This window comes from Photobacterium jeanii (assembly GCF_001650345.1).
Lineage (GTDB): Bacteria > Pseudomonadota > Gammaproteobacteria > Enterobacterales > Vibrionaceae > Photobacterium > Photobacterium jeanii.
This window is the reverse complement of record NZ_LVHF01000012.1, coordinates 290108-314409: the sequence shown is the minus strand read 5'-3', so window position 1 is coordinate 314409 and position 24302 is coordinate 290108. Positions and strand designations below refer to the sequence as shown.

The window sequence follows — 24302 nt, the reverse complement described above, 5'->3', positions numbered from 1 at the left end:
AAGTGCAGTTAGAGAAGAAACATGCTGCGACAGACTCAGTATTTTGCTACAGGTATAGCAATTATCAGACCAACTTATACACTTATAAAAAACAAGGAATATAATTCCCTGGCATTATAAGGTTGGAACAATCCTTGCTAAAGTCTATGGACGCACGTTTTAAAGATGTTTTTGTTGTAATGACAAAATCATTATCACCTTATAGATCAATAACTAATAGTTACAAATAGATCCATAACTAAGGTGATTACGACTTGACGAGAAAGCAGGCGCATTAGTAGAGAATAGACGCATTACGTCTTTTTGCCGCATAAACAGCGCGACAAATTTGAATAAGCACTCTATTTTATAATTCAAATTGTCGCGTTCCGTCAGTCACAACCCAGAGCCCTCATACCCAAACAGGATACCTATGAACCCGTTGCCGAAGATTATTAAAACCAACGCAGCCGTTAAACAGACGATGACAGTCGATATCATGGATGAATACGGCGATATGATGACCAAAGAAATCGCCTGCGAACATCCACTGACTGTGTACTTGAACTGGGTCGAAGTCGTGACATTGATGACACTGGGTGAGCGCCCTGCCGCGCTGGTATTGGGATATCTGAAAAACCAAGGCTTTATTTCCGACTTGGACTCCATTGAATCTGTAATTATTGATTGGGATACCAACTCAGCTGCCGTAATTACCAAAGAGAACACCGACAACCTAGCGCAAAAGCTTGAAAAGAAGACAGTAACGTCTGGCTGTGGTCAAGGCACCATGTTTGGCAATGTAATGAAAAAGCTTGAAGGCGTAACTCTTCCTCAGCCAAAACTACCTCAATCTCAACTCTACGGTTTGCTTGAAGCGCTGACTCATCACAACGAAACCTATAAAGCTGCAGGTGCCGTTCATGGCTGCGCCGTATGTAAAGGCACAGAAATCATGTCGTTTGTTGAAGATGTAGGTCGCCACAATGCGGTGGATACTCTTGCTGGCGAATTGTGGATGGCTGGAGAAACAGGTGAAGACAAGATTTTCTATACCACAGGTCGCCTAACGTCTGAGATGGTCATTAAAGTCGCCCAAATGGGGATCCCTATCCTCCTTTCTCGCTCTGGTGCGACTCAAATGGGATACGAACTAGCGCAAAAACTCGGTATTACTATGATTGCTCGCGCCAAAGGTCATCGTTTCCAAGTCTATAACGGCATGCAAAACCTTGTGCTTGATATTAAAGGTAATCTTGATGAGCAAGCCAAAGGCTTCAAACTGAAAGACTCCAAGCGTGCGAGTGATACATCAGGTGAACAACAATGAGTGCTAGCTTCCCTGAGTTCATGAATGCCAAACAAGTAGCAGAATATTTAGATTTAAACGAAAAGAAAGTCTACGCCCTTGCTAACGACGGCTTACTGCCTTGTACCAAAATTACTGGTAAATGGCTTTTCCCTAAGGCAATGCTTGATAAGTGGTTACTGGAATCTTGCAATAATGGCGTGCAAAACGATCGCTTGTTGATTGCAGGTTCAGACGATCCTCTACTTCAAATGATCATTGGAAAAATGGCCAATCAGCTAGGTAGCACTGCGCTTGTTGGTTACACCTCAACTGGCACACGTCAAGGCTTAGCCATGCTGAGTAAAGGTCATGTTGATATGTGTGCTATTCACTGGGGTAATGTAGAAGAATCAGGGCTTCGTCACCCTGCACTGCTGCAACAATATCCGGGTCATAAAAACTGGGTATTAGTCCACGCTTTCGAGCGCCAACAAGGGTTGGTCGTAAGTCAAAAGATCGCAGAGCAAGTTGAGAAACAAACGCTATCAACAACTGACTTGCTTTCGCCTCGCTGGCGCTGGGTGCTTCGTCAAGAAGGCGCAGGCAGTATGCGAGCTCTTGAAGAGTGGCTTCATACCCATGCGTTTAACTTAGATATGCTGACCCCTGCCGATTTAGGTAACACAGTGTGTAACTCAGAGCGTGAATTGGCGTCTGCGATTGCACGTGGTCATGCCGATGTTGGTTGTGCCAGCCAAAGTACCGCGGGCGAGTTTGGTCTTGGTTTTATTCCACTGAGTCGTGAAGCGTTCGAATTAGTCATTCCAAAGAACATTTACTTCCGTACGCTACAGCAGCAATTGATGCAGCAACTTGAAAGCCCAGAAGTGCAAATGCGTGGCGATCAGCTTGGCGGTTACAACTTCCAACGTACAGGTAAGCAAATGTGGAGCGCGAGCTAACACGCTAACAAATTGGCTGATACCTATTAACTGATACCCAGCCAAACATACCTCTGATTCATTTCTTTATATCAAGCTCAGTTGCCACTGGTACAACTGAGCTTACCTAGCCTGCACCATACGAAATTATTGCGACATTCTAGGTTCATTTCGTTGCTTTCTCGCTCTGCGTTTTACCCTAAATTTACCGCCTAACAAATATATTAATAGCATCTATTTTGTCACGTTAGATGGACCTTCTCACAATGACAAAACATACCTATCAATACTATACAGCCAGTAAGCACGCTTCCGTGAACACCACAAAAACAACAATAAAAGACCAGATTGTCTCTGCAATTAAGCCTCTGGCAATCTCAAGTATGGTGATTGGCGCTTGTTATGCTTTTTTTCCACAAGAGCTAATCAATCGCCAAATTCTAACCAGTAAAACTTGGCAAGCGACGACCTACAACAGAATTGAAACTGTAATGGCACCAAACAAGGTTAACCAAGAGCAAGCGAGAAAAGAGGCGAATAAACCCGTGCTTGCTTCGTCGATTATTTACGATGTCTATAAATCAAGCCAAATGGTGTTTTTGCCCAACAATCAGTATCAGAAAGTTACTCTGATCACGATGACCAGCAAAAAAGCAAAATCTATCTATTTTCGTTATTCCGAGACAGGAAATTGGCAAATCAGTGGCAACTATATTGAAGCCAAACCGACCAATGTAGGCGACGACAGTTTTGACAGTGAAGTGATCGATATTCTGCAGCAACACGATTTAATCGCGTTAAACACTAAACAAACCTATCGTCTTAACTATAAAAGCATCGACAGCGTAAGTTTAAATGATTTAGCATTTAAAAAGACTGAGTATCTTTAATTATTTATAGCTTTCAATTACGGTCAAAACTATAAAGCCACGGTTATTTGTAACCGTGGCTTTTTCACATGGCTAACCGCCAAAGTACCAAATTAGAGCAATGATAATAGCGATTGAAATAAAAGCATCGCCAAAGAAATAAAGAAACAATAAGAAAGCAATGAATGCGATCATGTAAGTGGGTATATCCTAGTTATTATTAATGTACCATCACATAGAAACATAGACCGCATCATCATCACAATACGTTTGGTCATAAAATCGCTAAACAAAAGTCAGGGCTTGTTTAATTAGCGACTACAGTGAATCACACTCTGCACTGCCGGTATTATCACCAAATAAAAATCACGTAGGAGCTGAACATCATAATCAAGCCAGATCATTATACCTGTAACAAAATAAATGCTCGTGTTTATCAAAGCGTTACTGAGCTCAGCCTCTCTTATCCATATTGGGGATAGATACCACTTCTGAAGCCATTTGTACCCTATCCTTGTAGCTAAGCTGACCAATTGTGTGAGTACCACATACATTAATGCCATGCGTATAAAACAGATTAAACACTCAGGAGATTCTTTGATCAGACCATTCCATGGTATCAACACTTGATTGACTATCAGTTGGGTATAGTCCAGCTCGTAAACAAACTTAACGCTATAGGCAAAACTAACTACAACTATCCCTGTCGCCACTTCACGTAAATTCGATAGTGGACGAACGAGGCGCATTATTTGACTCGTTTTCATTTATCACCACAAACACAAACGCCATAGCAAGACTGCTATGGCGATAGATAATGATTATCCATTAAATGCTAACTTTGATTACCAAAACTAGGCTTAGCTTTTGCCGTGGAATGCAAAACGACCGAACTCTTTACCCTCTGGTGTTACCGCTTTATATTTCACAGCTTTTGAAGCATTCATTGTTAACGGAATAAACACGCGTCCTTTCTCGTTTGTTTTATACTCAGCTTGGCTTTGTGCAACATTTGTTGCTTTAACAACTGCATCCGCTACAGGCTTTCCATTATCCGTCACTGTTACCCACGCTCCATTTTGTGAGTCAACTACTTTCATGCCTGCAAAAGACATTGAAGAGAAAGCAATAAGCATTGATGTGAGTACGATATTAGACTTTTTCATAGTGAAACCCTTCGTTGTTTGGGGATTATTACTGGGTGATAAACGATTTCACCCTGATTATTCTTTGCTCAGAGGTTTAGGTTTTGAGTTATCCTTTGCTCTTGAACATGTCTATAAAGTACCAAGTAGTAGGTAAAAGCGCGGTAAAGCAAAGTAAAGATATTTAAATTAATCCCTTTTACTTGAGTAAGGACATGATTTAACACCCCATTTATTGATTAAATTATTACTTCACGAGCAAACAACCCTCATTTAAAACGATTTAATCGAAGTTACTAAGAAGCTGTTATTAAGAAGCTAGCACATATAAAAACAGCGCCTAGAATATCGATTCATAGGCGCTGTCTTAGGTTTATATTAATTCAGCTAGTGTGAACTATTCGTTCTCTAGCACAGGCTGTTTTGGCTTTTGAGTTGCTATAACAGCATCCACATCATCATGGTGAACTTCTGGCTTTTTCTTCACATACTTGTTAATCAGTTCGTTGATAAACACAAAGAACACAGGTACGAAGAAGATGGCTAGCACTGTACCGCTGATCATACCGCCTAGAACACCAGTACCGATGGAATTCTGAATCTCAGAACTTGCACCAGTGGCGATAACGAGTGGGATAATGCCGCAAGTAAAGGCCAATGACGTCATTAAGATTGGGCGCAGACGCATCTTCGCCGCTTCAATCGTCGCCTCTATTAACCCTTTACCCATTGTACGCTGAATTTGCGCGAACTCGATGATCAAAATTGCGTTCTTCGCCGACAACCCTATGATGGTGACCAAGCCTACTTTAAAGAACACGTCATTCGACATATTGGCAACGAGCACAGCCGCAATTGAACCAATGATCCCAAGAGGTACTACAAGAATAACTGCCAATGGCGTCGACCAACTCTCATACAAAGCTGATAACACAAGGAAGATCACCAACATTGAGAAAGCCAGCAACATGGTAGTTTGCGATTCTGCTTGTTTCTCTTGGCGTGATAACCCTGTCCATTCAATAGTCGTACCCAATGGCAACTTAGCAACAATCTTCTCGATTTCTGCCATTGCATCACCACTCGATACACCTTGTGCGGGTGCTAACGACACAGCGACAGATGGAACACCGTTGAAGCGAGTTAATTGCAGTGGCGTTGGTTCCCATACAGGTTCAATAAACTCAGACAGGTAAACCATGCCGCCACGCTCATTACGAATAGAGAGCTTCAAGATATCTTCAAGTTCCATTCGTGATTTCGCATTCGCTTGTAAGATGACTTTCTGCAAACGTCCGTTATTAGGGAAATCATTGACATAGTTTGAACCCAGCGCGGTTGAGATAGTTTCACTGATAGAGGTGAACGACACACCTAAAGCTTGCGCTTTCTGACGATCAATCTTGAGTTTGATGCCGTTAGTCTCAGGCAACGACTCAAAGAACACACTCTCGAATAGGCTACTCTCACGTGCTTTTTGCAGGAACTCACGCTGTACTTGTTGGAATTTGTCATAGCCTAAGTTTGAACGGTCCATTAGCTGGAATGAAATGTTCGATGACACACCCAAACCATCAATCGCGGTTGGTAGCATGCTAAATACCATACCTTCATTAATGTCTTGCATATGTTCGGTTAACGCTTGCACCTCTTGTTGTGTGGTCGCGCCATGACGATCATTCCAGTCTTTCAAGGTAGTGATCGTAAATGCTGAACCGGCACCTGAACCACTAAAGCTAAAGCCGAGAATCGCCATACTTGAATCTACCGCTTCACGCGATTGAACAAAGTCTTCGACCTTAGTTACAACTTCCATTGTACGCTCAACCGTAGCATCCGATGGCAGCTGAATAGACGTCAGGAAGTGGCCTTGATCTTCTTCTGGCAAGAAAGTACTTGGGATTTTACCAAAGCTATAAATCGCCAAGGCAACAAACGCTAGGTAGAACACCATCATACGACCGGTACGAACCACCAGCTTGGCAACCCAAGATTGGTAACCTTGCGTCATACGATCAAACTTGCGGTTAAACCAAGCAAAGAAGCCTTTTTTATGGGCATGCGCTTCACTGTGCGGTTTCAAGATAGTGGCACATAGCGCAGGTGTTAATGTGATTGCCAAGAAAGCAGAGAACAAGATAGATACCGACATCGCAAGCGAGAATTGCTGGAAGATGATACCTACCGACCCCGCAGCAAACGCCATTGGAATAAATACCGCAGACAGTACCGCTGTGATACCAACAATCGCACCATAGATATCTTTCATCGCCATTTGGGTGGCTTTCTTCGCGCTTACTCCTTGCTCTGAAATGACGCGCTCGACGTTTTCCACCACAACAATCGCATCATCAACGATAATACCGATCGCCAGTACCATCCCGAACATCGAAAACACGTTGATGGAGAAACCAAACGCCAGCATCACGGTGAATGTACCCAGCAAAGCAATCGGCGCTACAATCGCAGGAATAATGGTGTAACGCACGTTCTGCAAGAACAGGTACATTACCAAGAACACCAATACCATAGCCTCGAACAAAGTCATCACAACCTTAGAGATCGAGATCTTGGCAAAAGGTGCCGCATCGGAAGTAATGCTGTAATCCATACCCGCAGGCATAGCACGTTTTAGCTCATCTAATCGCGCACGAATACCGTTTGACGCTGCAATCGCATTAGCACCCGGTGAAAGTTTTACCGATGCCGATGTAGAAGGCTTACTGTTTTCGCGGTTAGCATACTGGTAACTTGCCGAACCCAATTCAACATCTGCGACATCACCCAATACCACTTTACCGCCGTTGGCATTTGAACGAAGAACAATGTTACGGAACTCTTCTGGGGTTTCTAACTGGCCTTGGGCAGTTAAAGGAACAACAGTTTTCTGACCTTGGCTAATTGGCGCATCACCCACTTTACCCGGTGAGATTTGCACGTTTTGCTCTTGAATCGCTTTGGTTACATCACCAACCGTTAAGTTGTAAGCATTCAGTTTTAGCGGATCGACCCAAATGCGCATCGCAAATTCTGCACCGAACATCTGAATACGTCCGACACCCGGTACACGTTTTAGCTCTTCAATGATATTGCGGATCATGTAATCGCTAAGTTCTGCCTCGGAATATTCTCCATTAGGCGAAATCAAACCCACATACATCAAGGTACTTGATGATGAAGACTCAACCTGAATACCCGATTGACGAACCGACAGTGGCAAACGTGCTTCAACCGCTTTGATCTTATTCTGAATTTCTACCTGCGCCATTTCTGGGTTAGTTCCACTTTTAAAAGTCGCAGTAATTTCAGCACTACCGTTAGAGTCAGATGACGACTTGAAGTACATCAGGCCCTTTACGCCTGAAATCTCACGTTCAATCAGAGAAACAACGGTATCATTTAACGTTTTTGGACTTGCACCCGGATACGTCAGGTACAAACTAACACTTGGTGGCGCTACACTTGGGAAACGTTCGACCGCCATATTGGGGATCGAAATCACCCCCGACAAGATGATCAAAATCGCGATCACCCAAGCGAAAATCGGTCGATTAATAAAAAATGGAGACACAATACACTTCCTATCGGTTAAGCCTGATTAGGCTGCTCGGCAGTTTGCCATTGCGAGATATTTAGCTCGGCCCCCGGCATCAGATTGTCGTAACCTTCAACAATCACACGATCACCCGTTTTCAGGCCTTGTGACACAACGTATTGGAAGTTCTGTACACCATCCAAAGTCACAACTCGTTTTTCAACTTCGTTGTTTTCACCTACAACAGCAACGAAGGCGTCACCATTGCTAGCACGTTGAATGGCCTGTTGAGGCAATAGGAAGGCATCTAATTTACGGCGTGGAATTTCGGTGCGAACATACATACCCGGCAGTAAAGTATGATTTGGGTTATTGGCAATAATACGAACGATTAAATCCCCCGTATTCACATCAACACTGATCCCAGAAAAGACGATCTGACCTGTCATGTTTTCGCTATTGTCATCAGAGACAATCACATTCACATCTAAGCCGCGAGCATTGGTTTTACTGCCTTTAGCCACCAGCTTACGTAAGCTAGCCAGTTTTGATGCTGGCTGACGAACATCGATATACACCTTATCGATCTGTTTGATGATCGCTAGTGCGGCACTATCGCCTTTATTCACCAATGTACCTTCGGTCACCAAGGCTTGTTCGATGATCCCAGAGATTGGGGCTGTAATCGTGGCGTACTTCAGATTCAAACGACTCTGATCTAACGTCGCTTCATTTTGCAGTACATTGGCGCTCGCTTTCTTAAAGTTAAAGCTTGCCTCATCAAACGCCTGCTTACTTACGGCACTACTTTTATCTAGCGCTTGCAAACGCAGATACTTACTCTGTGCTTGATCAAGATTGACTTGCGCCTGCTCAAGGCTGGCTTCTTTTTCTTTAATATCAATAATGAATGGCGCTTTATCGATCTGGAAAAGCGGTTGGTCTTTAGCCGTTAACTCCCCTTGTTTGAACAGGCGATGGGTAATAATACCGCTCACTTGCGGACGTATTTCGGCAATACGGAAGGCAACGACACGCCCTTGAAGTTCATCGACTAAAGTTACTGATTGTTTTTCAGCTTGAAGTACAGAAACATTAGACACCATCGGCGTCTCCATTTCTGCAGGAACACCCTCGTTACAGCCTGATAGCAGGCTTGTTGCCAGCAAAGTAGCTAATAACAACCGAGGTTTTTGAATATCTAGCGTCATTTTATTCTTCTCAAGATACCAGCACTCCCCCCTTGGGAGCCGCTCATATAATCGAAGACAAACATAATCTTGAGTCGGTAAAATCACGGTAAAATGAAACTGCTTAATAAGAGTTATTTTTATTTAATTCCACTTCTTAACTCTCTGTTCGATAAAAGTTGTTCGATAAAAGTTATTACCCTTTTACCCACTTTTTACCGAAGCTTCTCTACAGTCCCTTCGTAGTTATAATCTAGGCACATTGTTTGTCGCGGCATGAAAACTTATAGTGTTCAGAAACGAATAACTTATTACGCCTATTAATACCAACTTGGTATAATTTGATTAATAACTGCAACAAAATCGATTCTAAAGTTCGCACGTTCACTAAAGGTAACTATGACCCGCGTATTATTAATTGAAGATGACCGTGATTTAGCGGAAACCCTGCTCCAGTTAATGGAGTTTGGTGGAATGGTGCCAGATTACGCCAGCAATGGTGTCGCTGGTTTAAACCTCGCCCAACAGAATCGTTACGATGTGTTAGTCATTGATATTGGCTTACCAAAAATGGATGGCTTAACTTTGTGCGAACAACTGCGCAAAGACGGCTGCCAAACTCCAATTTTATTCTTAACAGCCCGTGGCAGTATCGACGACAAATTAGCAGGTTTTGCTTCTGGCGCAGATGATTATCTTGCCAAACCTTTCGACAACCGTGAACTGCTGGCGCGTATTACCGTGCTTTCTGGTCGTCGTAGTAGCCAAAGCACAACAATTAAAGTCGCTGATCTCGAACTAGACGCAGACGCTCACCAAGTTTCACGCGGAGAACACCAACTCAAGCTAACGCCAGCGTCATTTACGATTTTGGAAGTGTTAATGCGTGCTAGCCCCAATGTCGTTAGCCGAGCACAACTTGAAGACGAACTATGGGGCGAAGACACGCCAAGCAGTAATACTTTGAAAGCTCATATCTACTATTTGCGCCGGTCATTAGAACAAGTACCCGGCAGCCAATTGCTACATACGGTACCGGGCAAAGGCTGGGTAATTAAAGAAGAAGCTGCGAGCTAATTGCACAAGGGATTGTAAGCTAAACCTAGATAACTCGAAGGCTAGCAGCCTTCATCAACAAGTGTGATGTTAAGTGGCAATAAAGATTTGGGATAGGTCGCGGTAGTTACGCCCCTAGCAATAAATAACACACAACGTTGACTTGGGTAGCCATTTTCAATTTTGTTATTGTCAAAGGCGACATAAACAGACGGCATATCTGCCGTTCCATGATCAATGATTTTAAAGCCATCAATATCCATTGCCGCGGCTATATTTTTAGCACTTAATGTCATCACGCCTTGGCGGACATAGATACCGGTATTGGGAATTTCGGTATCGTTGATGGAATCTTCAAGTCCGGATGCCATCGCTTTCGACATCACGATACCATCAGCGGCATAAAAGGCACCTTCGAATGCTTTCAAAGCCGCAATTCGGGCATCGCGCTGAATATCTAAAAAACGAGGAGCGGCCGTCACTGCAATAATGCCAAGGATGACAATCACAACAACCAGTTCAATGAGTGTAAAGCCTTTTACTTTCAAGTGAATACCATTGTACATGTTTTTATTATGCTAGATTAGCATAATGGCACCCGATTAATTTTCAGCCTTATCACGTTTTATCGATAAATATCGCTATAAGTAAACAAACCATGAAACTAAACCAAAGCTTGCTACGTATCGTACTTGCCTTCATCAGCGGCACATTGCTTCTCATCATTCTTGGCTATTCACTGTTAGCGAAAAGCTTTTATCTCTGGGGGCTTGATAACTCGCTGGCAATGAACGCGGTGCACATTCAAAAACTCATCGATGAGCAAGGATTCGATGCCATAGAGCCTAAACTCGATATTATCGATACAGAGCTATATCACAGTTATCAAGCGCTACCCCAAGATATCAAAGACCACTTTCAAGCGTCTGAGCTGCAAGCTCAAGATCACCACAGTATTGAAGTCAAAGAGACTTGGTACGCCTACCCTAGTGTGGCGTATTTTGTGCACCCTGAAATCACAACAAGTGGTGAAATGTACTATATCGTCAACACCTTCGAGGAAGACTTCTTAGTCCCTGAATTTGAACGTATTGAAGACCAAATGCCATCTGTTTGGTTGATTTCCTTACTGACGATTTCAGTATTGTTGTTGCTAGTCCTATCTTTAATCCAGTACATCGCCCGCCCAGTTAATAAACTCCATCAATGGGCACAACAACTCACCTTAAAATCTCTGGCTGATCCTGTACCGCATTTCGGCTTTAGTGAACTCGATGAGCTAGCAGAAAAAATCCACACCAACTTACAAAGCATTGAAAAAACATTAAGTCGTGAATCACAGTTTCTTCAACATGCAAGCCATGAGCTACGTACCCCTATTGCCGTTATTTTAAGTAACGCTTCGCTAATGGAACACATGTGGCAAGATGCACCATCAGCATGTAAACAACCACTAGACCGAATTAACCGAGCAGGTCTTACAATGAGTCACCTCACTGAAACCCTACTCTGGCTAACCCGCAATCAGGCCTACCAGCCAGAGATTGAAGACGTGAACATTACAGAGTTAACTCGTGATTTAATTGAAGAACATCAGTATTTGCTGAAAGGCAAAGAAGTCACGATAGAGCAAGCGCTCCTGGTCGATGAGCAGTGTCAAGTGCGACCACTTCCTAAAGTGTTAGTCCGTATCATTCTTGCAAACTTGATCCGCAACGCCATGCAACATACCGATACCGGGCACATAGTGATTCAACTTGATGACAACAAACTCACCATCATTAATTGGGGTGAGTTATTAACTGGCGAAAAAAGTGATGGGTTTGGCTTAGGTATTAAGCTGGTTCGCCAAATTTGTGATAACCAACAATGGCACTACGAACAAACCGTAACCGATACTTCATGTACGGTAGAAGTGGTCTTTGATAAAACACAAACCAATAAAAAGCCTAAGCCATTAGCCACACCAACCTAATAAGGCTAGCTACGTAAGCAGCAGAAACTTGCCCCGCAAATAATTAAATATCAAAAATTTAGATAACACTAGGCTCGCCATGCAAACAGGCGAGCCTACTCCCCCCCAAACGCCCATCTAAGAACTCAAACCTCACAGCGACTCTGACTATAGATAATCAACTCACCGACTATTGATAGTTTGCACTTTTCACTCTGGTATTCTTATTCATAACTCCTATAATGCTGGCTTGTACGTCTTTAGGAGCTAATTTTGTGAGCAAAAAGCCAGACAGAATCACGGCTATGCAGCAAATCATTGATGCCGTCAAACTAGAGTTTCCGCTATATCAAGAAGATACTTTCGTGTGTGGGCCAGACAACAGTTGCATAGGCTGCCCGAAGAAATTAATGGAAATGGTTGATTCTGATTTAACCTACTGGGAACACCAGATCAATCGCGGGTTGCCACCCACTTTCGATGAGATCGCAAGGTTCGGTAAGATGTGTAAAAATATTCGCAGAGCCCTAGTGCGAAATAACAGAATTGCTCCTTAATACTAAAACCCAACGCGTGGTAATAACCAAGCGTTGGGTAAATTGATCTCAAACGTTTAGCTCCCACCTGAAGCGCAAAGTAGCGTATTGCACTCACTAGCTAAAAAGATAAAGATTAAAGAACAAAAACGCTCCCATGCTAAGAATAATCGACAGCAAGACATTGCCTGTTTTCCAAACCAATAATCCAGCGATAATTGCGGCTAGCAAATATGGGTTTTGATAGCTAATAAAGAGCTTCCCTTCACTTTCAGGAATGAAAATAATGGGTGCCCAAATAGCGGTTAGTATTGCTGGGCTAGAATAACTTAATACACGTAGTGCATGGTTGTTTAACTTGAGCGGCACGCGTGGCTCAAGGAAAATATAGCGGCTAAAAAATACAATGGCTGTCATCGCTAGTATCGATATCATGATCATGCCTACTCTCCTTTTGAATGCTCAGTTTCAGTTGAGCCTCGTGCGGTTGAAGCTGTGGCTCGTTGTGATGAACGCGCTTTTTCTAATAACAGCTCACTAAGATACCCCGAAGCCATACCACATAAAGATGCAGTCATCAGTGCCCCTTCTACTTCAACAAGCGTTAACACCACAGATACCATCAGCGACACGATAACAGACACAACAATTGGTACGGATTTGATCTGCGGGATAACCAAAGCAATAAAGGTTGCCGCAACCGCGAAATCTAGTCCTACCTCATTTAATGCAGGAAACTGACTCCCCGCGACAATGCCAACAAAACTGGCGAGGTTCCAAATCAGGTAGAATGACCCACCAGCGCCTAAAGCAAACCAACGGTTGAACTCTTTACTCGTTTGTCCGCCACACACAGCAAACAGCTCATCGGTGAGCCAAAAGCCCAACACGAGTCGCCACCGAAATGGAAGATGACTAATTTTGTCTCGCATCGACACGCTATATAAAAAATGGCGTGACGTGATGAAAAACGTCGTCAGCAGCAAAGTTCCAATACCGACACCTGCCTTGAACATCCCCGAAGCCACTAATTGTGCCGAACCTGCAAATAACACCGCTGACATAGCTTGCGCTTCTATACCAGTTAACCCAGCATCAATAGCATACGAACCTGCCAATATTCCCCACGGGATAACTGCAATACTTAGCGGCAGCACCGCTAATACGCCTTGCCAAAAAGGTGTTTTTCTATCGGCTGAATGATCGTCATTTTGTTCCACGGCTATGCCCTCTTACCAACTGGGTTATTACTTTTCACGCTATTTTCAAAACCTACTCTAATTAGATTTCTGCTGCGTTTTTTCAATCTAGTTATTTCAAGCACTCATCGCTTGTACAAAATTGCTCAGAGTGTTTTGACGTACTGACCCGGTGTATAACCGTTCGTTTTTTTGAAATGACGATGGAAGTGACTTTGGTCATGAAAACCGCACTCTTGAGCGGCATCCGAAATACTGTAGCCTTGCTTCAAAAGCTTTCTTGCCAACCTTAGCCGCGATTGAATTTGATATGCATGAGGTGGTAAGCCAAATTCTTTCTGAAATGAGCGTACTAAATGATAAGGACTGATCGCAGCAAGTTTTGCTAAATCGTCTAGCGACACATCGGCTTGCGGAAAGTCATCTAAGAATTCTTTCACTAATAGCAACTGCCTTTGTGCCTTAGTTTGTGTGTTGATGTTTAAGCTTGATTTTGCATGCTTAGCCATCAACTTAACTAGAGTGCCGTAAATCAACGTCTCTCTTAACAGCCGATTATCCGAATTTTCAATGGTGTTAAACACCAAGCGTATTTGATTAGCTAAATCAGGATCCGAAACCACGGCACTCGGAAAATACGGCGCGCCATAATTTGGTAAGTTTAAGTCTTGGGTAAGTTGTTCCAACTGCTGAGGAAGTGGATACATCGCTCTGTATGCCCAGCCTCCTTCTGTTGCAGAATGACCACTATGCACTTCATCGGCATTAACTAAAATGATGGTATCTTGCGGTGCAACATGGTGACCACCAGTACGATAGAAACGCTGTGCTCCGTTTTCAATCACACCTATGGTGTAGCCTTCATGGCTATGACGCGAAAAGTTCTGTTTTTCATATTCAGCATCAAGGATCTCTAGGCCACCAAGTTCATCCGTGATCTTATAATCAGCTCTTTCTTTCGCTGTTTTCTTGTTAGCCATTCAATCTCGATTATTTTTCTAAGTTAAACGCAATGTTTCACTTTCAGTCTAGCGTACACCTCACAGATATTTTTGTACAAAATTGCGGTTTATTCTTGCAGCGTTTAAATCTTCACTCTCAATTTCCAGACACAAAAAAGGCTTTCATACGAAAGCCTTTTGCTATCATTTTAATTTTTAGCGCTTTATTCTCGCACGAGAGAAAGCCATCATCTCATTTTTATTACTTTTAAAACCCAACAAATTGATAGCTTTCAAGCTCTTGCTCAACCTCAACTAATTACCGTCGCGATAACGCTTTTCAACCTCGTCTTGTGGCTCAAACTCTTCCAGCTCGATTGGTGTCACCTCTTCTGTACTGAACTTCAACATTGCTGGTACAGAATAGTTAGGCACATTGTCGTAACTAAACACGGAATAGTATTTAGGAAGATTAGCGTTACCGAAGCGATCAAAGGTATAGCTATCTTTGCCGGCATACAACTTCACGCCATCGAACGGTGAACGTGGTGGGTGGAAACTATTTCGCACCACATAACAGCCAACAAAATCAGGATGGTCTGGGTTATCCCAAGTCAGTTTCACTAGACCATCTTGCAACTGTGCTTCGAGGTTTTGTGGCGTTTCAAGGGCATGGTTTCGACGCTCGATATATTCAATCACCAACTGCGGGCGATGCTCGCCTTCTAATCCATGCCAATCAACAATGGCTTCTTTTTGTCGTGATGCGGAAGTAGCACGAATGATTAGCGTCACATGTTTACCTTCGGCATGAAGCTGCTCAAGATATTGTCGTGCCGAGCTATCGAACATAAAGCGCTGACGTGGTGATTTAGCCAGATCTTCGCTACTGACTTCGTAGCCAATGAACTCGATTTTCTCGCGATTTCTAACACTGTAATAATCAGGGCTTTCGAGCTCTGCCATTTCTACCGTAAATCGCATCGGTTGATTAATGCCAACCAAAGAGCCACTTTCAATTTCAAAATACGCTTCGGTAATGGCGATATCGCTATTATTGCTAATACACGATAGCGAGAATCCAACTTGGCCAAACACAGTTTCGCCTTGATGATCAAACCCAGAGCGAAGTTCAGCCGGATAATGCGCTTCACGCTCGATAGTATGACAATCCGTTGCCGACAGCGCGATTTGATAAGGTTTGCGGGTGTAGATCAAATCGAGATTTGGTCGGTAATGAATGCCACCACCGAAACGTCCGTAACCGATATCAAACTGCATCATTTGCGAATCATTGCAAAGCGGTAGATTATCTGGCCCTTGCAATCTCAATAACAAGCGCCCTTTTTCAAGCTGCTCTTCCACCAATCTTTTTTCTAAGGCGCTAAATCGCCATGTTTTCCAAATGCCTTGAGTGAGCTGATCGGAATCAATCGCATCACCCAAGGTTTGAATTGGTGTTGCCGATCGAATTTGCTCGAAATCAGTAATATCGGTGATCTCTTCTGGATTAAGGATCGACACTGACCATTCGCCGTAGTTCTCAATTTTGGCGCCAACGCGGTTCATTGGGTAAAGCGAGAACACGGCATCTTTAATAATGGCGTCCGCAGGTAAACGGTCGATATTAAAATCAATCACCCCATAACAAACACCTTTGGTTTTGTTCACCCCGATAAAGAGTGAGTTGTAACCAAAGTGTTCACGGTTATTAGCTTTAGTTAACTCGCCCACGTAACCAATTTGTTCTGGGGTTGGGAAAAGCGTGAAAGCAAATTCATCTTTTTCCAGACAGGTTTTAATTTTCACCTCTGGCGCGAAAGGCGATTTCACACGGTTTATACGATTCACTTTGCGCAAGTTGTAGTAATAACGGTGCCCTGATTTCAATTGCTTATCAACGTACTCGTTTTGTGAGGTGATCGCGATAAGGTTCTCGCGGGTACATTGGTACTTAGGCGACTCAGCACGATAAACCTGATAGTAGCAACCGTCATCATCCGGTGAGGCGTCCCAACTCAACCACGCTTGGTTGGCTGTAACCTCTGTAATGGTGAAGTTTTCTGGTCGTTTCGGTGCTAAATCGGAATAGTTGATGGCTGAGCCTAAGGCATATAACAATGCCGGAATGTTCTCATCCACGCTTTGCGACATGTTGATCATATAGTCAGGAATATTGCGACTTCCCACTTCAACAACTGACGACAAGATCCCGCGATCATAGTAATACTCACGGCCACTTCCGTGGATCAAGTTTGCTGGAGGCTTACCACGGTGAATACCATATTGACGCTTAGTGACCTTGTAGATTTCATTCGCCATATTGGCACACAGAATGTTCAAGTCTGTGCCTTCCAATTCAGCTTCATGATTAAACTTATGCGCAGGGAAAAAGACATTGCCCTGTGAGTGATAATCTAATGCAATCCGAATATTGTTATGGTTTTCCACAAACTGTTTAATGGCTTGCGTTTCTGGTTCAGAAAACGCTGCAGGTCCGCCATAGATATTGGATTGGGTATTAGTTGAACGTTTGAAATTAATGCCGAAGTTACGGTTTAAATCGACCCCGAATGTACCATCACCGTTGTCGCGTCGATTCTTACGCCAGAAGGAAAAGTGCTGACGAGAATATTCAAAACCATCCGGGTTCAAACACGGCACCATGTACAAGGTATTGCGTGTTAATGCTTCAACCACATCTGGGTTACTTGGATAGTTATCGAGTAAATACTGAATGAAGTTGACGGCGAGTTCGATACCTATCCACTCTCTTGCGTGAATAGTACCGGTATACAGTAAAGCGGGTTTTAAATCGGCATAGGCGACATCTTGTGACACTGTCACCATCATAATCGGTCGCCCTTCGTGGGTATCACCGATATTTTCCAGTCGGATCAAGTTCGGGTGCTTTTCCATAGCCCGAGTAAGAAAATCGATTGTCTCTTGATACGACAAATATTGCTTCTTCATCGGAAATCCTTATTTCATCCCTAATCAAAAAACGCGCTGAGTAGGCGTTAAAATTAGCCTACTCAGTTTGGTATCAACTACTTGTTCACATTTCTTCTTTTACAGCATGCGCTTTATTACTGCGCATTAATTAGCTCACGCTCTCAAAATCAAAACGTTGCCATTGTTCTAAAATTGCAGTGAGCTTCTTCTGTTTTAAGTTACGGAAACTCATCAATTGTTCTGGCGCTTCTCGCAGAACAGCTAATGTGCCTTCAACACCCAATGTCTCAACAATTTCCGTTGGTAACTTTTTCCCGATCCCTTTGACCGATGCAAAGAATGCTATTAATTGCGCTTTGGTCACAGGGCGACAGCTCTCACCTGCCATTTCACGAGCGCTCGACGAATTTTCATCAGATGAAAGTGACTCAGCACTGGCGATATCTTCTATTCCTGTATCAAGAAGAAAATCTTCAATATCACGCTCAATATCATCATCAACTTCTTGAGGTGCCGCATCTTCACCAAAGTAAGGGTTATGTTTATTACTTTGGAATTTATCTTGGAAGTTCCAAGCTTCACTTGGCCACTCTTCACCCGCTTCACGGTAGGTATTTAATAACGAATATTGCTCATCAGCTGGAGCATACTCGCCAGTGTCAGTCGAGACGCTTGCATGACCAAATCGGATATGGCGCATAGTGCGAAGTAAAGATGAGTCAATCTTTCCTAACTCTTCCCAGTTACGATCAGCAAAGAACGGCTTACGGAAATGATCAGGCGCGAGATGCCACATCAAGTATTGGCCAATCCAATCTCGAATATATGGGAAAGCTGCAAACGCGGTGGCACATTCTAAGATGGTGTATTCATCTTTAGTGCTCACAGCAATATCACACGCCCAGTATTCCGCTTTTGCCGCTTTTGACACGCGCACTGCTAGTTCAAGTACTTCACGAGGCACAGCTTGGTAATCCATGCTGCCACCTTGACTGGTATTGGTGAGCCATTCACCTTCCGGTGGGCGACGCCAGAATGCACAGACCGGCTGATGACCGACCAACATCACGCGAATATCCGCCTTCATTGGTACAAAGTCTTGAATATAGGCTGGGAAGTAGCGACGCTCTGAAAATAGACTGATTGCCTCTTCAGCACTATCCACTTTATGGACAAAATAACCGCCATAGTTAGATGGCCCATAAGAGCGCTTCACAATTTTCGGATAAGTGGCGGTTCGTAAATACTCCAAAGCTTGGTCAGCTTGATAGAAAATGTGTGTTTTCGGGATCGGTAATTGGTACTTCTCACAGAAGTGAGTCACGTTTTCTTTTGATTTATTACTGAACTGGCTATCTAGCGATGGAATGAATTTAACGTGTGGCAACGCACGCGCAATATCACGGAAAGTTTCGTACGCCGTCGCTGGGATATTACCAATCAGCACATCGATTTTTTTACGTTTCACTTCATTGATAAAACGCTGTTTGTCGTTGCCCCAGTGGTACACCACTTGTTCAATCTTATCGGGCCAGCCTTGGAAGTTTGAGCGATCGAAAAAACGCAGCACATGATCGAGATATAACATACCCAGCTTAGGTAGCTTGCTTGACTTCACGCTGTTATCTGAATGCGCTGATTGGGTATTTGTCGTCATCATAGTGCTTTATCCTCCACAAAAGTCTCTGTCGCTAGCCCAAGATCCGCTTGCAATAATTCCTTTACTGGGCTGGTTTGCGCATGTTCGTCTTTCTTGATGGTTCTCTCTATCAAATCCACCAAGTACTCAATTTTGGTATCGTTGAAATTCAATCCCACTTTTTCTTGGTCTGGCGTCGCAAATGCTGGGATACCATTTACTTCAATCACCACGTATTGCTGGTGTTCAATGTCGTAAATAATATCGACCCCAGCCACTTCCAATCCGGTGACTTTGGCGGCCTTCAATGCCAGATCAATGACCTCTTGGCTCGGCTCACGCAACATCACACTACCACCACTGGTGACATTGGTTTTCCAACAACCTTTCGCCGCTTTACGTCCATAACACGCCACGTATTTGTTATCGACGATATCAATGCGGTAATCGGTGTAATCGTTTTCAATTACACGCTCAATATAGAACTGAGGTGAGTTTTGCAAAGTGATATATGGCAACAGCAAATCAAGGTCACGCTCACTTTCTAGTTTGATAATGCCATTGCCGCCCCAGCCATTGACGGGCTTGCAAATCGCTTTACCTTGCCAGAAGCGTAAGTGTTCGCGCAGTTGCTCAATATTATGTTTGTTACAAACAATATGATCAGCAGTCGGAATGTTGTGTCTTTTCAGCAAATGCGCGGTGCGGAACTTATCTTCCGTGAGTTCAAACGACGCGTAGTTGTTCACGGTTGGGATCATGCTGCTTAATGTCTCGTACAAGTACATTTGAAATGGGCCTTGCTGACCAGCGTTGTACGAGAAAAACAAATCCAAATCTTCCATCGCATGCCCATTGCAGAAAATACTGCCGTTATGAGCAGAGGCATGATTCAAGTCTAACCCTGTGATTACCTCGACATCTCTTTCATTTAACTGAGCGACAATTTTCTTCTCGATTTCTGTCCCACCTGAATTTTGATACATCCATAAACCAACTCGATGCGCAGCCATAACTTTTCCTTAAATCACTCGACTTCAAAAATATGCTGAATGAGAATCCAAACATTCCAAAAATGATAGTATTATAGTTGCATATCATAGTGTTGCATCACTGTGATAACAGTGACCCAAGTGGAAATTCTCATCGACAAGTCTCCGATTAACGCATTTACATTGAAGAAGGAATTAAGCTGTGACGCGTATCGATTTTAGTGATTTAAAAAGATTGGTAGACATCAACTCATGGACGCAAAACAAGGCGGGCGTTGATGCCAACGGACAACTCATGCAACAGTGGTTAGAAAAGCTAGGTATGTCGACGACGACCTTCCCACGAGAAGAAATTGGTGATCACATGTTGTTTCAAAGCAATGTGATCGACAATCAAGATCGACTACTACTACTTGGTCACCTCGATACCGTGTTTCCACCCAATACCTTTGAAGGATTTAAAGAAGATACAGAGTGGGTATACGGTCCAGGCACTTGTGATATGAAGGGCGGGAACTTTGTTGCCCTTTCTGCACTTCGCAACATCTTTATCGAATATGGAGAAATCAACAATATCGACTTCTTGTTAGTCAGTGATGAAGAAACAGGCAGCGACGACAGCAAAGCCATCACCAGTGCTATCGCCAGCCAATACCAAGCTTGTATTGATTTTGAAGCTGCGGGTGAAAACCATGAAGTGGTTAATGGTCGCAAAGGCGTCGCGACCTATTGTGTTGAGCTAACTGGCGTTGCTGCACATGCGGGTAACCATTACACCAGCGGCCGTAATGCGAACTTAGCCGCAGCAAGATTATTGATTGCCCTAACCGAGCTGACTGAACTCGACAAAGGCACCACAGTAAATGTTGGCTTAATTGAAGGTGGCACCAGCACCAATACTATTTCCCCTTATGCCAAGCTGATGGTTGAAACCCGCTTTACTACCCGAGATGAGCAAGATCGGATCTTAAAAGCGATCCCTGCCCTTATCCCTAATCATGGCGTTGACGGTGTTTCAACCGAGTTAACTGGTGGCTTACAACGAAATGTCATGACCCCGAGCGCTGAGCAACAAGCATTGATTGAAAAACTATCACAGCTTATCGGTACGCCACTGCTGACTGAGCAACGAGGTGGTGTGAGTGATGCCAATGTAATGGCTGGTGCAGGAGTGCCAACCCTTGATGGGTTTGGCCCTTTCGGTGATGGCGATCATACCGAATTTGAACGCGCATCGAAGCAAAGCTTCATCCGTAGAATAAAAGAAGTGACCGCAATTTTGGCCCACTTTAGCCAAATAAAAGAATAGAAAGTAAAAGAGTAAAAAGTTAAAGAAAAAAAGAAAGCCCGACGAGCATCACTCGTCGGGCTTGATTTCATTTAAGCGCTATAATTCACGACTTAACAGTTTGGTATTGGCTTAACCGTTTTTCACCGCTAAAGAACGCGCCAAAATAGCGAGAGTTGTACCATTGTGAAGTAAAGCACTCGCCGCAGGTTTCAAGAAACCTAGCGCTGCCGCAAACATAATACCGCTGTTCACATACTCAGCTAACTTAATGTTGCTATTCACCAACGACATCGCAATTTGTGCCAACTGGCGCGCTTCGGCAACACCGTAAAGAGTATCTCTCAATAACACAACATCAGCCGCTTGGCGGGCAAGTTCTGTGCCTTTGCACATCGCAATGCCAACATCTGCTTTAGTCAGCGCTGGTGCATCATTCACACCATCACCAACAAACATCACGGTGCGACCTGACTGTTTCAGCGATTCCACAATACCAGATTTACTTTCTGGTGTTGCTTCAGCAAAAACACGATCCAGTTTCAGCTCATCACCAAGCATTTGTGCTTTAAAGGCACGGTCACCGGAGATCATTACCAACTCATTAATACCAGCATCACGAAGAGCTTGGAAAGTTTCAACCACATCTTCGCGCAGATGATCACGCAAACCAATCATACCGATCAGTTTCTTCTGGTGAGAAATGAAAATCAGGTGACGACCAAGCTGCTCCATTTCACGGATTTCTTGTTCATAAGCAGAAAAATCTACGTTTTCATGCTCTTCCAAGAAGTGACGGCTGCCCATCATCAAACAATGTTCATTCAGGGTACTGCGCAAACCGTGTGCAATTACGTATTCCACTTCACCGTGATCGATATGTGGAAGTTCGTTATGTTTAGCTGCATTCACCACTGCCTGTGACAACGGGTGGCTACTGTGCTCTTCCACTGAAGCTGCAATCGCAAGCAAGTCACGGGCGGTATTGGAATCACACAATGGAATGACATCGGTAACTTCCATATCGCCGTAAGTCAGCGTACCGGTTTTATCGAATACACAAGTATCGACTTTCACCATCTTCTCGATTGCGCTGCCACCTTTTAACAAGATGCCATTTTGCGCTGCACGGTACATAATGGATTTGAACGTCACTGGCGTACTCAGCTTCAACGCACACGAGTAATCCACCAAGAACACGGACGCTAAGCGGTTCACATCTTGAGTCAACGCGAATACTGCCGCACCGATCCCTAATGTAATCTTCACTCGACGATCTGCCATCTCTTGGGTTACTTGCTGGATTTCACTTTTCTCACTAAGAGATTCGTAAATCAGCTTCGCGATTTTAGCTGTCGTCGCTTCACTGCCCACTTTTTCAACGCGAACCTTGATGCCACCTTCGTGAATCGAAGTACCTGAGTAGACTTGTGCACCTTGTTCACGACGAACTGGTACACTTTCGCCCGTCAGTGTTGATTGATTTACTAACGCTGTACCCGATTGCACTGTACCATCGATAGGAATCGCATCACCCGGCATCAACTCGATCAAATCACCAGCCACAAGGCTTGAAGACAAGCATTGTGATTTACCTTCGGAAGTGATCTTCCAAACCAATGATTCTTGCGGGCGCATTAGATCAGCCAATAGCTGATCACTGCTACGGCTAGTACGCTGCTCCATGTATTCACCCAAGCTAATTAAGCTTTGGGTTAACATCGCGGTTTGGTAATCGCCGCGCCATGCCGATAAACCAACCGCAATGGCATCAAGTACTTCTACCGAAACACGCTTATCACGGATCTCTTCAATACCTTCAACCAACGTTGGGGCAATCAAGGTCGCTGTCGTTAGCGCACCCCAACGTTTTGGTAGCATGGCTGCCGACAAAGTACCGATAACATTAAGAGCAACATCACCACGAGTGTACTCATGTTCGACATCAGTAGATTCCGCGTCTTCAAGGTTCAGCGCTTCAATACGGGCGGCTAGCGTTTTGCAATCTAGCAACAATGGCTCGTATTGAATAATGATCGAACACGCATGCTCGTTCACTCGTACTTCATTGATACCTTGAATTGCAAGCAAGCTTTGCTTGATCCACTCACCAATGTCTGAGTAATGTCTTAGCGCTGGTACCTTGAAGCGAATACGACCGGGGAAGCGGTGCTGTACGCGCACATCAATCATTCGTCACCTTTGTGAAGGTTACGGTAGTATTCAAGTTCCGCTTGGGTATCTTCCAAACGTTCTTTTAATTCTTCCACTTCACCGCGTACTGCTGACCATGCTTTCTCGCCTGTCGCAGCAACGCCTTGTTGGAACTTCTTGTTTGATAGCAAGTAAGCCACAGCAGCACCCGCAGCCACACCCATTACAAAGTGGGTTTTCGAGTTTTGCTTTTTGTATGGCGTTTCTTGTTGTTGAGGCTGTTGAGCAGCGTAACCACCGTAATATGGGTAGTTATAATAAGGATGTTTATTACTCATTATTCTTTTTTCCTGCGTATTGATCCATTAAGTACATGCCAACGGCTGCGGTACTTAATACGGTCAACATGGACAGTGCGGGACGCCCTGCCATTTTGTCAGCGACATAGGTCGCGGCACCACCTGCGACGCCTGCTTTCAATGCGTCTTTCACCACGTTTGAAACCATCTCGTTAGTCTCGACGGTTTCTTCCTGATAACCCTTCCATTGGCGAGCCGCCGATGCTGCACCACCAATAATGGTACCTGCAATCATGGCGCGACTCGCTGGGCTTAACTTATCAGTCGCGTTACTCATGG

20 protein-coding genes are annotated in these 24302 nt (G+C 43.9%); 7 read left to right on the top strand and 13 right to left on the bottom strand.

Going from position 1 to position 24302, the window contains the following annotated elements; genetic code table 11:
* The first annotated feature begins 412 nt into the window (after positions 1 to 412).
* The 3 genes from fdhD (at position 413) to A3K86_RS02785 (ending at position 3101) form a co-directional block, all read left to right on the top strand.
* Positions 413 to 1309, top strand: a complete 897-nt coding sequence (fdhD, locus tag A3K86_RS02795; protein ID WP_068327361.1) for a formate dehydrogenase accessory sulfurtransferase FdhD — start codon at positions 413 to 415, stop codon at positions 1307 to 1309.
* Positions 1306 to 2232 (top strand): helix-turn-helix transcriptional regulator, encoded by a 927-nt coding sequence (locus A3K86_RS02790; RefSeq protein ID WP_068327351.1) that lies wholly within the window; start codon positions 1306 to 1308, stop codon positions 2230 to 2232. Before fdhD ends, A3K86_RS02790 begins: the two co-directional genes overlap by 4 nt.
* Positions 2233 to 2477: 245 nt before the next feature.
* On the top strand, positions 2478 to 3101 hold the full coding sequence (locus A3K86_RS02785; RefSeq protein ID WP_068327348.1) for a regulatory protein ToxS: 624 nt from the start codon (positions 2478 to 2480) through the stop codon (positions 3099 to 3101).
* Between the two features lie 839 nt (positions 3102 to 3940).
* Here A3K86_RS02785 and A3K86_RS02775 read toward each other — a convergent pair.
* The 3 genes from A3K86_RS02775 to A3K86_RS02765 all read right to left on the bottom strand — a co-directional run bounded on the left by A3K86_RS02775 (position 3941) and on the right by A3K86_RS02765 (position 8971).
* Positions 3941 to 4246, bottom strand: a complete 306-nt coding sequence (locus A3K86_RS02775; RefSeq protein WP_068327342.1) for a hypothetical protein — start codon at positions 4244 to 4246, stop codon at positions 3941 to 3943.
* Positions 4247 to 4622: 376 nt separating this feature from the next.
* Positions 4623 to 7796 carry a multidrug efflux RND transporter permease subunit gene (locus A3K86_RS02770; protein WP_084406480.1) on the bottom strand — a complete coding sequence of 1058 codons (3174 nt, stop codon included), beginning with the start codon at positions 7794 to 7796 and terminating at the stop codon, positions 4623 to 4625.
* A gap of 17 nt (positions 7797 to 7813) precedes the next feature.
* The gene (locus A3K86_RS02765; protein WP_084406479.1) at positions 7814 to 8971 is read right to left on the bottom strand and encodes an efflux RND transporter periplasmic adaptor subunit; all 1158 of its coding nucleotides are present in this window, start codon (positions 8969 to 8971) and stop codon (positions 7814 to 7816) included.
* Positions 8972 to 9349: 378 nt separating this feature from the next.
* On the opposite strand from A3K86_RS02765, the gene A3K86_RS02760 reads away from it, so the two are divergent.
* Complete coding sequence (locus tag A3K86_RS02760; protein WP_068327336.1) at positions 9350 to 10027, top strand: response regulator transcription factor; 678 nt, start codon at positions 9350 to 9352, stop codon at positions 10025 to 10027.
* Between the two features lie 41 nt (positions 10028 to 10068).
* Here the strand turns inward: A3K86_RS02760 and A3K86_RS23045 are convergent, their stop codons facing one another.
* Complete coding sequence (locus A3K86_RS23045) at positions 10069 to 10554, bottom strand: prepilin-type N-terminal cleavage/methylation domain-containing protein (protein WP_068330145.1); 486 nt, start codon at positions 10552 to 10554, stop codon at positions 10069 to 10071.
* Between the two features lie 110 nt (positions 10555 to 10664).
* Here A3K86_RS23045 and A3K86_RS02750 point away from each other — a divergent pair, with 110 nt between their 5' ends.
* Together A3K86_RS02750 and A3K86_RS02745 are read left to right on the top strand one after the other, a co-directional pair.
* Complete coding sequence (locus A3K86_RS02750) at positions 10665 to 11981, top strand: sensor histidine kinase (protein ID WP_068327332.1); 1317 nt, start codon at positions 10665 to 10667, stop codon at positions 11979 to 11981.
* Positions 11982 to 12235: 254 nt separating this feature from the next.
* Positions 12236 to 12517, top strand: coding sequence for a hypothetical protein (locus A3K86_RS02745; RefSeq protein WP_068327329.1), 282 nt, complete (start codon positions 12236 to 12238; stop codon positions 12515 to 12517).
* 96 nt (positions 12518 to 12613) lie between these two features.
* Here the strand turns inward: A3K86_RS02745 and A3K86_RS02740 are convergent, their stop codons facing one another.
* The 6 genes from A3K86_RS02740 to A3K86_RS02715 all read right to left on the bottom strand — a co-directional run bounded on the left by A3K86_RS02740 (position 12614) and on the right by A3K86_RS02715 (position 20243).
* Positions 12614 to 12937, bottom strand: coding sequence for an AzlD domain-containing protein (locus A3K86_RS02740; RefSeq protein ID WP_068327326.1), 324 nt, complete (start codon positions 12935 to 12937; stop codon positions 12614 to 12616).
* A 2-nt stretch (positions 12938 to 12939) separates the two neighbouring features.
* The gene (locus A3K86_RS02735) at positions 12940 to 13716 is read right to left on the bottom strand and encodes an AzlC family ABC transporter permease (RefSeq protein WP_068327323.1); all 777 of its coding nucleotides are present in this window, start codon (positions 13714 to 13716) and stop codon (positions 12940 to 12942) included.
* 125 nt (positions 13717 to 13841) lie between these two features.
* Positions 13842 to 14675 (bottom strand): AraC family transcriptional regulator, encoded by an 834-nt coding sequence (locus A3K86_RS02730; protein ID WP_068327320.1) that lies wholly within the window; start codon positions 14673 to 14675, stop codon positions 13842 to 13844.
* A gap of 276 nt (positions 14676 to 14951) precedes the next feature.
* Positions 14952 to 17609: a M14 family zinc carboxypeptidase gene (locus A3K86_RS02725; protein WP_068327318.1), complete on the bottom strand. Its 2658-nt coding sequence runs from the start codon at positions 17607 to 17609 to the stop codon at positions 14952 to 14954.
* Between the two features lie 130 nt (positions 17610 to 17739).
* Complete coding sequence (locus A3K86_RS02720; protein ID WP_068327316.1) at positions 17740 to 19251, bottom strand: ATP-grasp domain-containing protein; 1512 nt, start codon at positions 19249 to 19251, stop codon at positions 17740 to 17742.
* Positions 19248 to 20243 carry an ATP-grasp domain-containing protein gene (locus tag A3K86_RS02715; RefSeq protein WP_084406477.1) on the bottom strand — a complete coding sequence of 332 codons (996 nt, stop codon included), beginning with the start codon at positions 20241 to 20243 and terminating at the stop codon, positions 19248 to 19250. Before A3K86_RS02715 ends, A3K86_RS02720 begins: the two co-directional genes overlap by 4 nt.
* Positions 20244 to 20424: 181 nt before the next feature.
* On the opposite strand from A3K86_RS02715, the gene A3K86_RS02710 reads away from it, so the two are divergent.
* Positions 20425 to 21531 carry a M20 family metallopeptidase gene (locus A3K86_RS02710; protein ID WP_084406476.1) on the top strand — a complete coding sequence of 369 codons (1107 nt, stop codon included), beginning with the start codon at positions 20425 to 20427 and terminating at the stop codon, positions 21529 to 21531.
* 111 nt (positions 21532 to 21642) lie between these two features.
* On the opposite strand, the gene A3K86_RS02705 is transcribed toward A3K86_RS02710, so the two are convergent.
* Genes A3K86_RS02705 through A3K86_RS02695 form a run of 3 tightly spaced genes read right to left on the bottom strand, consistent with a single transcriptional unit; the run spans position 21643 to position 24300 of the window.
* Entirely contained in the window at positions 21643 to 23703 is a 2061-nt protein-coding gene (locus A3K86_RS02705; RefSeq protein WP_068327313.1) for a heavy metal translocating P-type ATPase, read from the bottom strand.
* Complete coding sequence (locus tag A3K86_RS02700; protein ID WP_068327310.1) at positions 23700 to 24002, bottom strand: hypothetical protein; 303 nt, start codon at positions 24000 to 24002, stop codon at positions 23700 to 23702. Before A3K86_RS02700 ends, A3K86_RS02705 begins: the two co-directional genes overlap by 4 nt.
* Positions 23995 to 24300 (bottom strand): magnetosome protein MamC, encoded by a 306-nt coding sequence (locus tag A3K86_RS02695; protein ID WP_068327307.1) that lies wholly within the window; start codon positions 24298 to 24300, stop codon positions 23995 to 23997. The genes A3K86_RS02700 and A3K86_RS02695 overlap by 8 nt, the downstream gene beginning before the upstream one ends.
* Between the last annotated feature and the right edge of the window lie 2 nt (positions 24301 to 24302).

Excerpts from the sequence above, each read along its gene's own strand:
- fdhD (WP_068327361.1), top strand. The coding sequence starts at position 413 with ATGAACCCGTTGCCGAAGATTATTAAAACCAACGCAGCCGTTAAACAG.
- A3K86_RS02790 (WP_068327351.1), top strand. The coding sequence starts at position 1,306 with ATGAGTGCTAGCTTCCCTGAGTTCATGAATGCCAAACAAGTAGCAGAA.
- A3K86_RS02785 (WP_068327348.1), top strand. The coding sequence starts at position 2,478 with ATGACAAAACATACCTATCAATACTATACAGCCAGTAAGCACGCTTCC.
- A3K86_RS02775 (WP_068327342.1), bottom strand. The coding sequence starts at position 4,246 with ATGAAAAAGTCTAATATCGTACTCACATCAATGCTTATTGCTTTCTCT.
- A3K86_RS02765 (WP_084406479.1), bottom strand. The coding sequence starts at position 8,971 with ATGACGCTAGATATTCAAAAACCTCGGTTGTTATTAGCTACTTTGCTG.
- A3K86_RS02760 (WP_068327336.1), top strand. The coding sequence starts at position 9,350 with ATGACCCGCGTATTATTAATTGAAGATGACCGTGATTTAGCGGAAACC.
- A3K86_RS02750 (WP_068327332.1), top strand. The coding sequence starts at position 10,665 with ATGAAACTAAACCAAAGCTTGCTACGTATCGTACTTGCCTTCATCAGC.
- A3K86_RS02740 (WP_068327326.1), bottom strand. The coding sequence starts at position 12,937 with ATGATCATGATATCGATACTAGCGATGACAGCCATTGTATTTTTTAGC.
- A3K86_RS02730 (WP_068327320.1), bottom strand. The coding sequence starts at position 14,675 with ATGGCTAACAAGAAAACAGCGAAAGAAAGAGCTGATTATAAGATCACG.
- A3K86_RS02725 (WP_068327318.1), bottom strand. The coding sequence starts at position 17,609 with ATGAAGAAGCAATATTTGTCGTATCAAGAGACAATCGATTTTCTTACT.
- A3K86_RS02720 (WP_068327316.1), bottom strand. The coding sequence starts at position 19,251 with ATGATGACGACAAATACCCAATCAGCGCATTCAGATAACAGCGTGAAG.
- A3K86_RS02715 (WP_084406477.1), bottom strand. The coding sequence starts at position 20,243 with ATGGCTGCGCATCGAGTTGGTTTATGGATGTATCAAAATTCAGGTGGG.
- A3K86_RS02705 (WP_068327313.1), bottom strand. The coding sequence starts at position 23,703 with ATGATTGATGTGCGCGTACAGCACCGCTTCCCCGGTCGTATTCGCTTC.
- A3K86_RS02700 (WP_068327310.1), bottom strand. The coding sequence starts at position 24,002 with ATGAGTAATAAACATCCTTATTATAACTACCCATATTACGGTGGTTAC.
- A3K86_RS02695 (WP_068327307.1), bottom strand. The coding sequence starts at position 24,300 with ATGAGTAACGCGACTGATAAGTTAAGCCCAGCGAGTCGCGCCATGATT.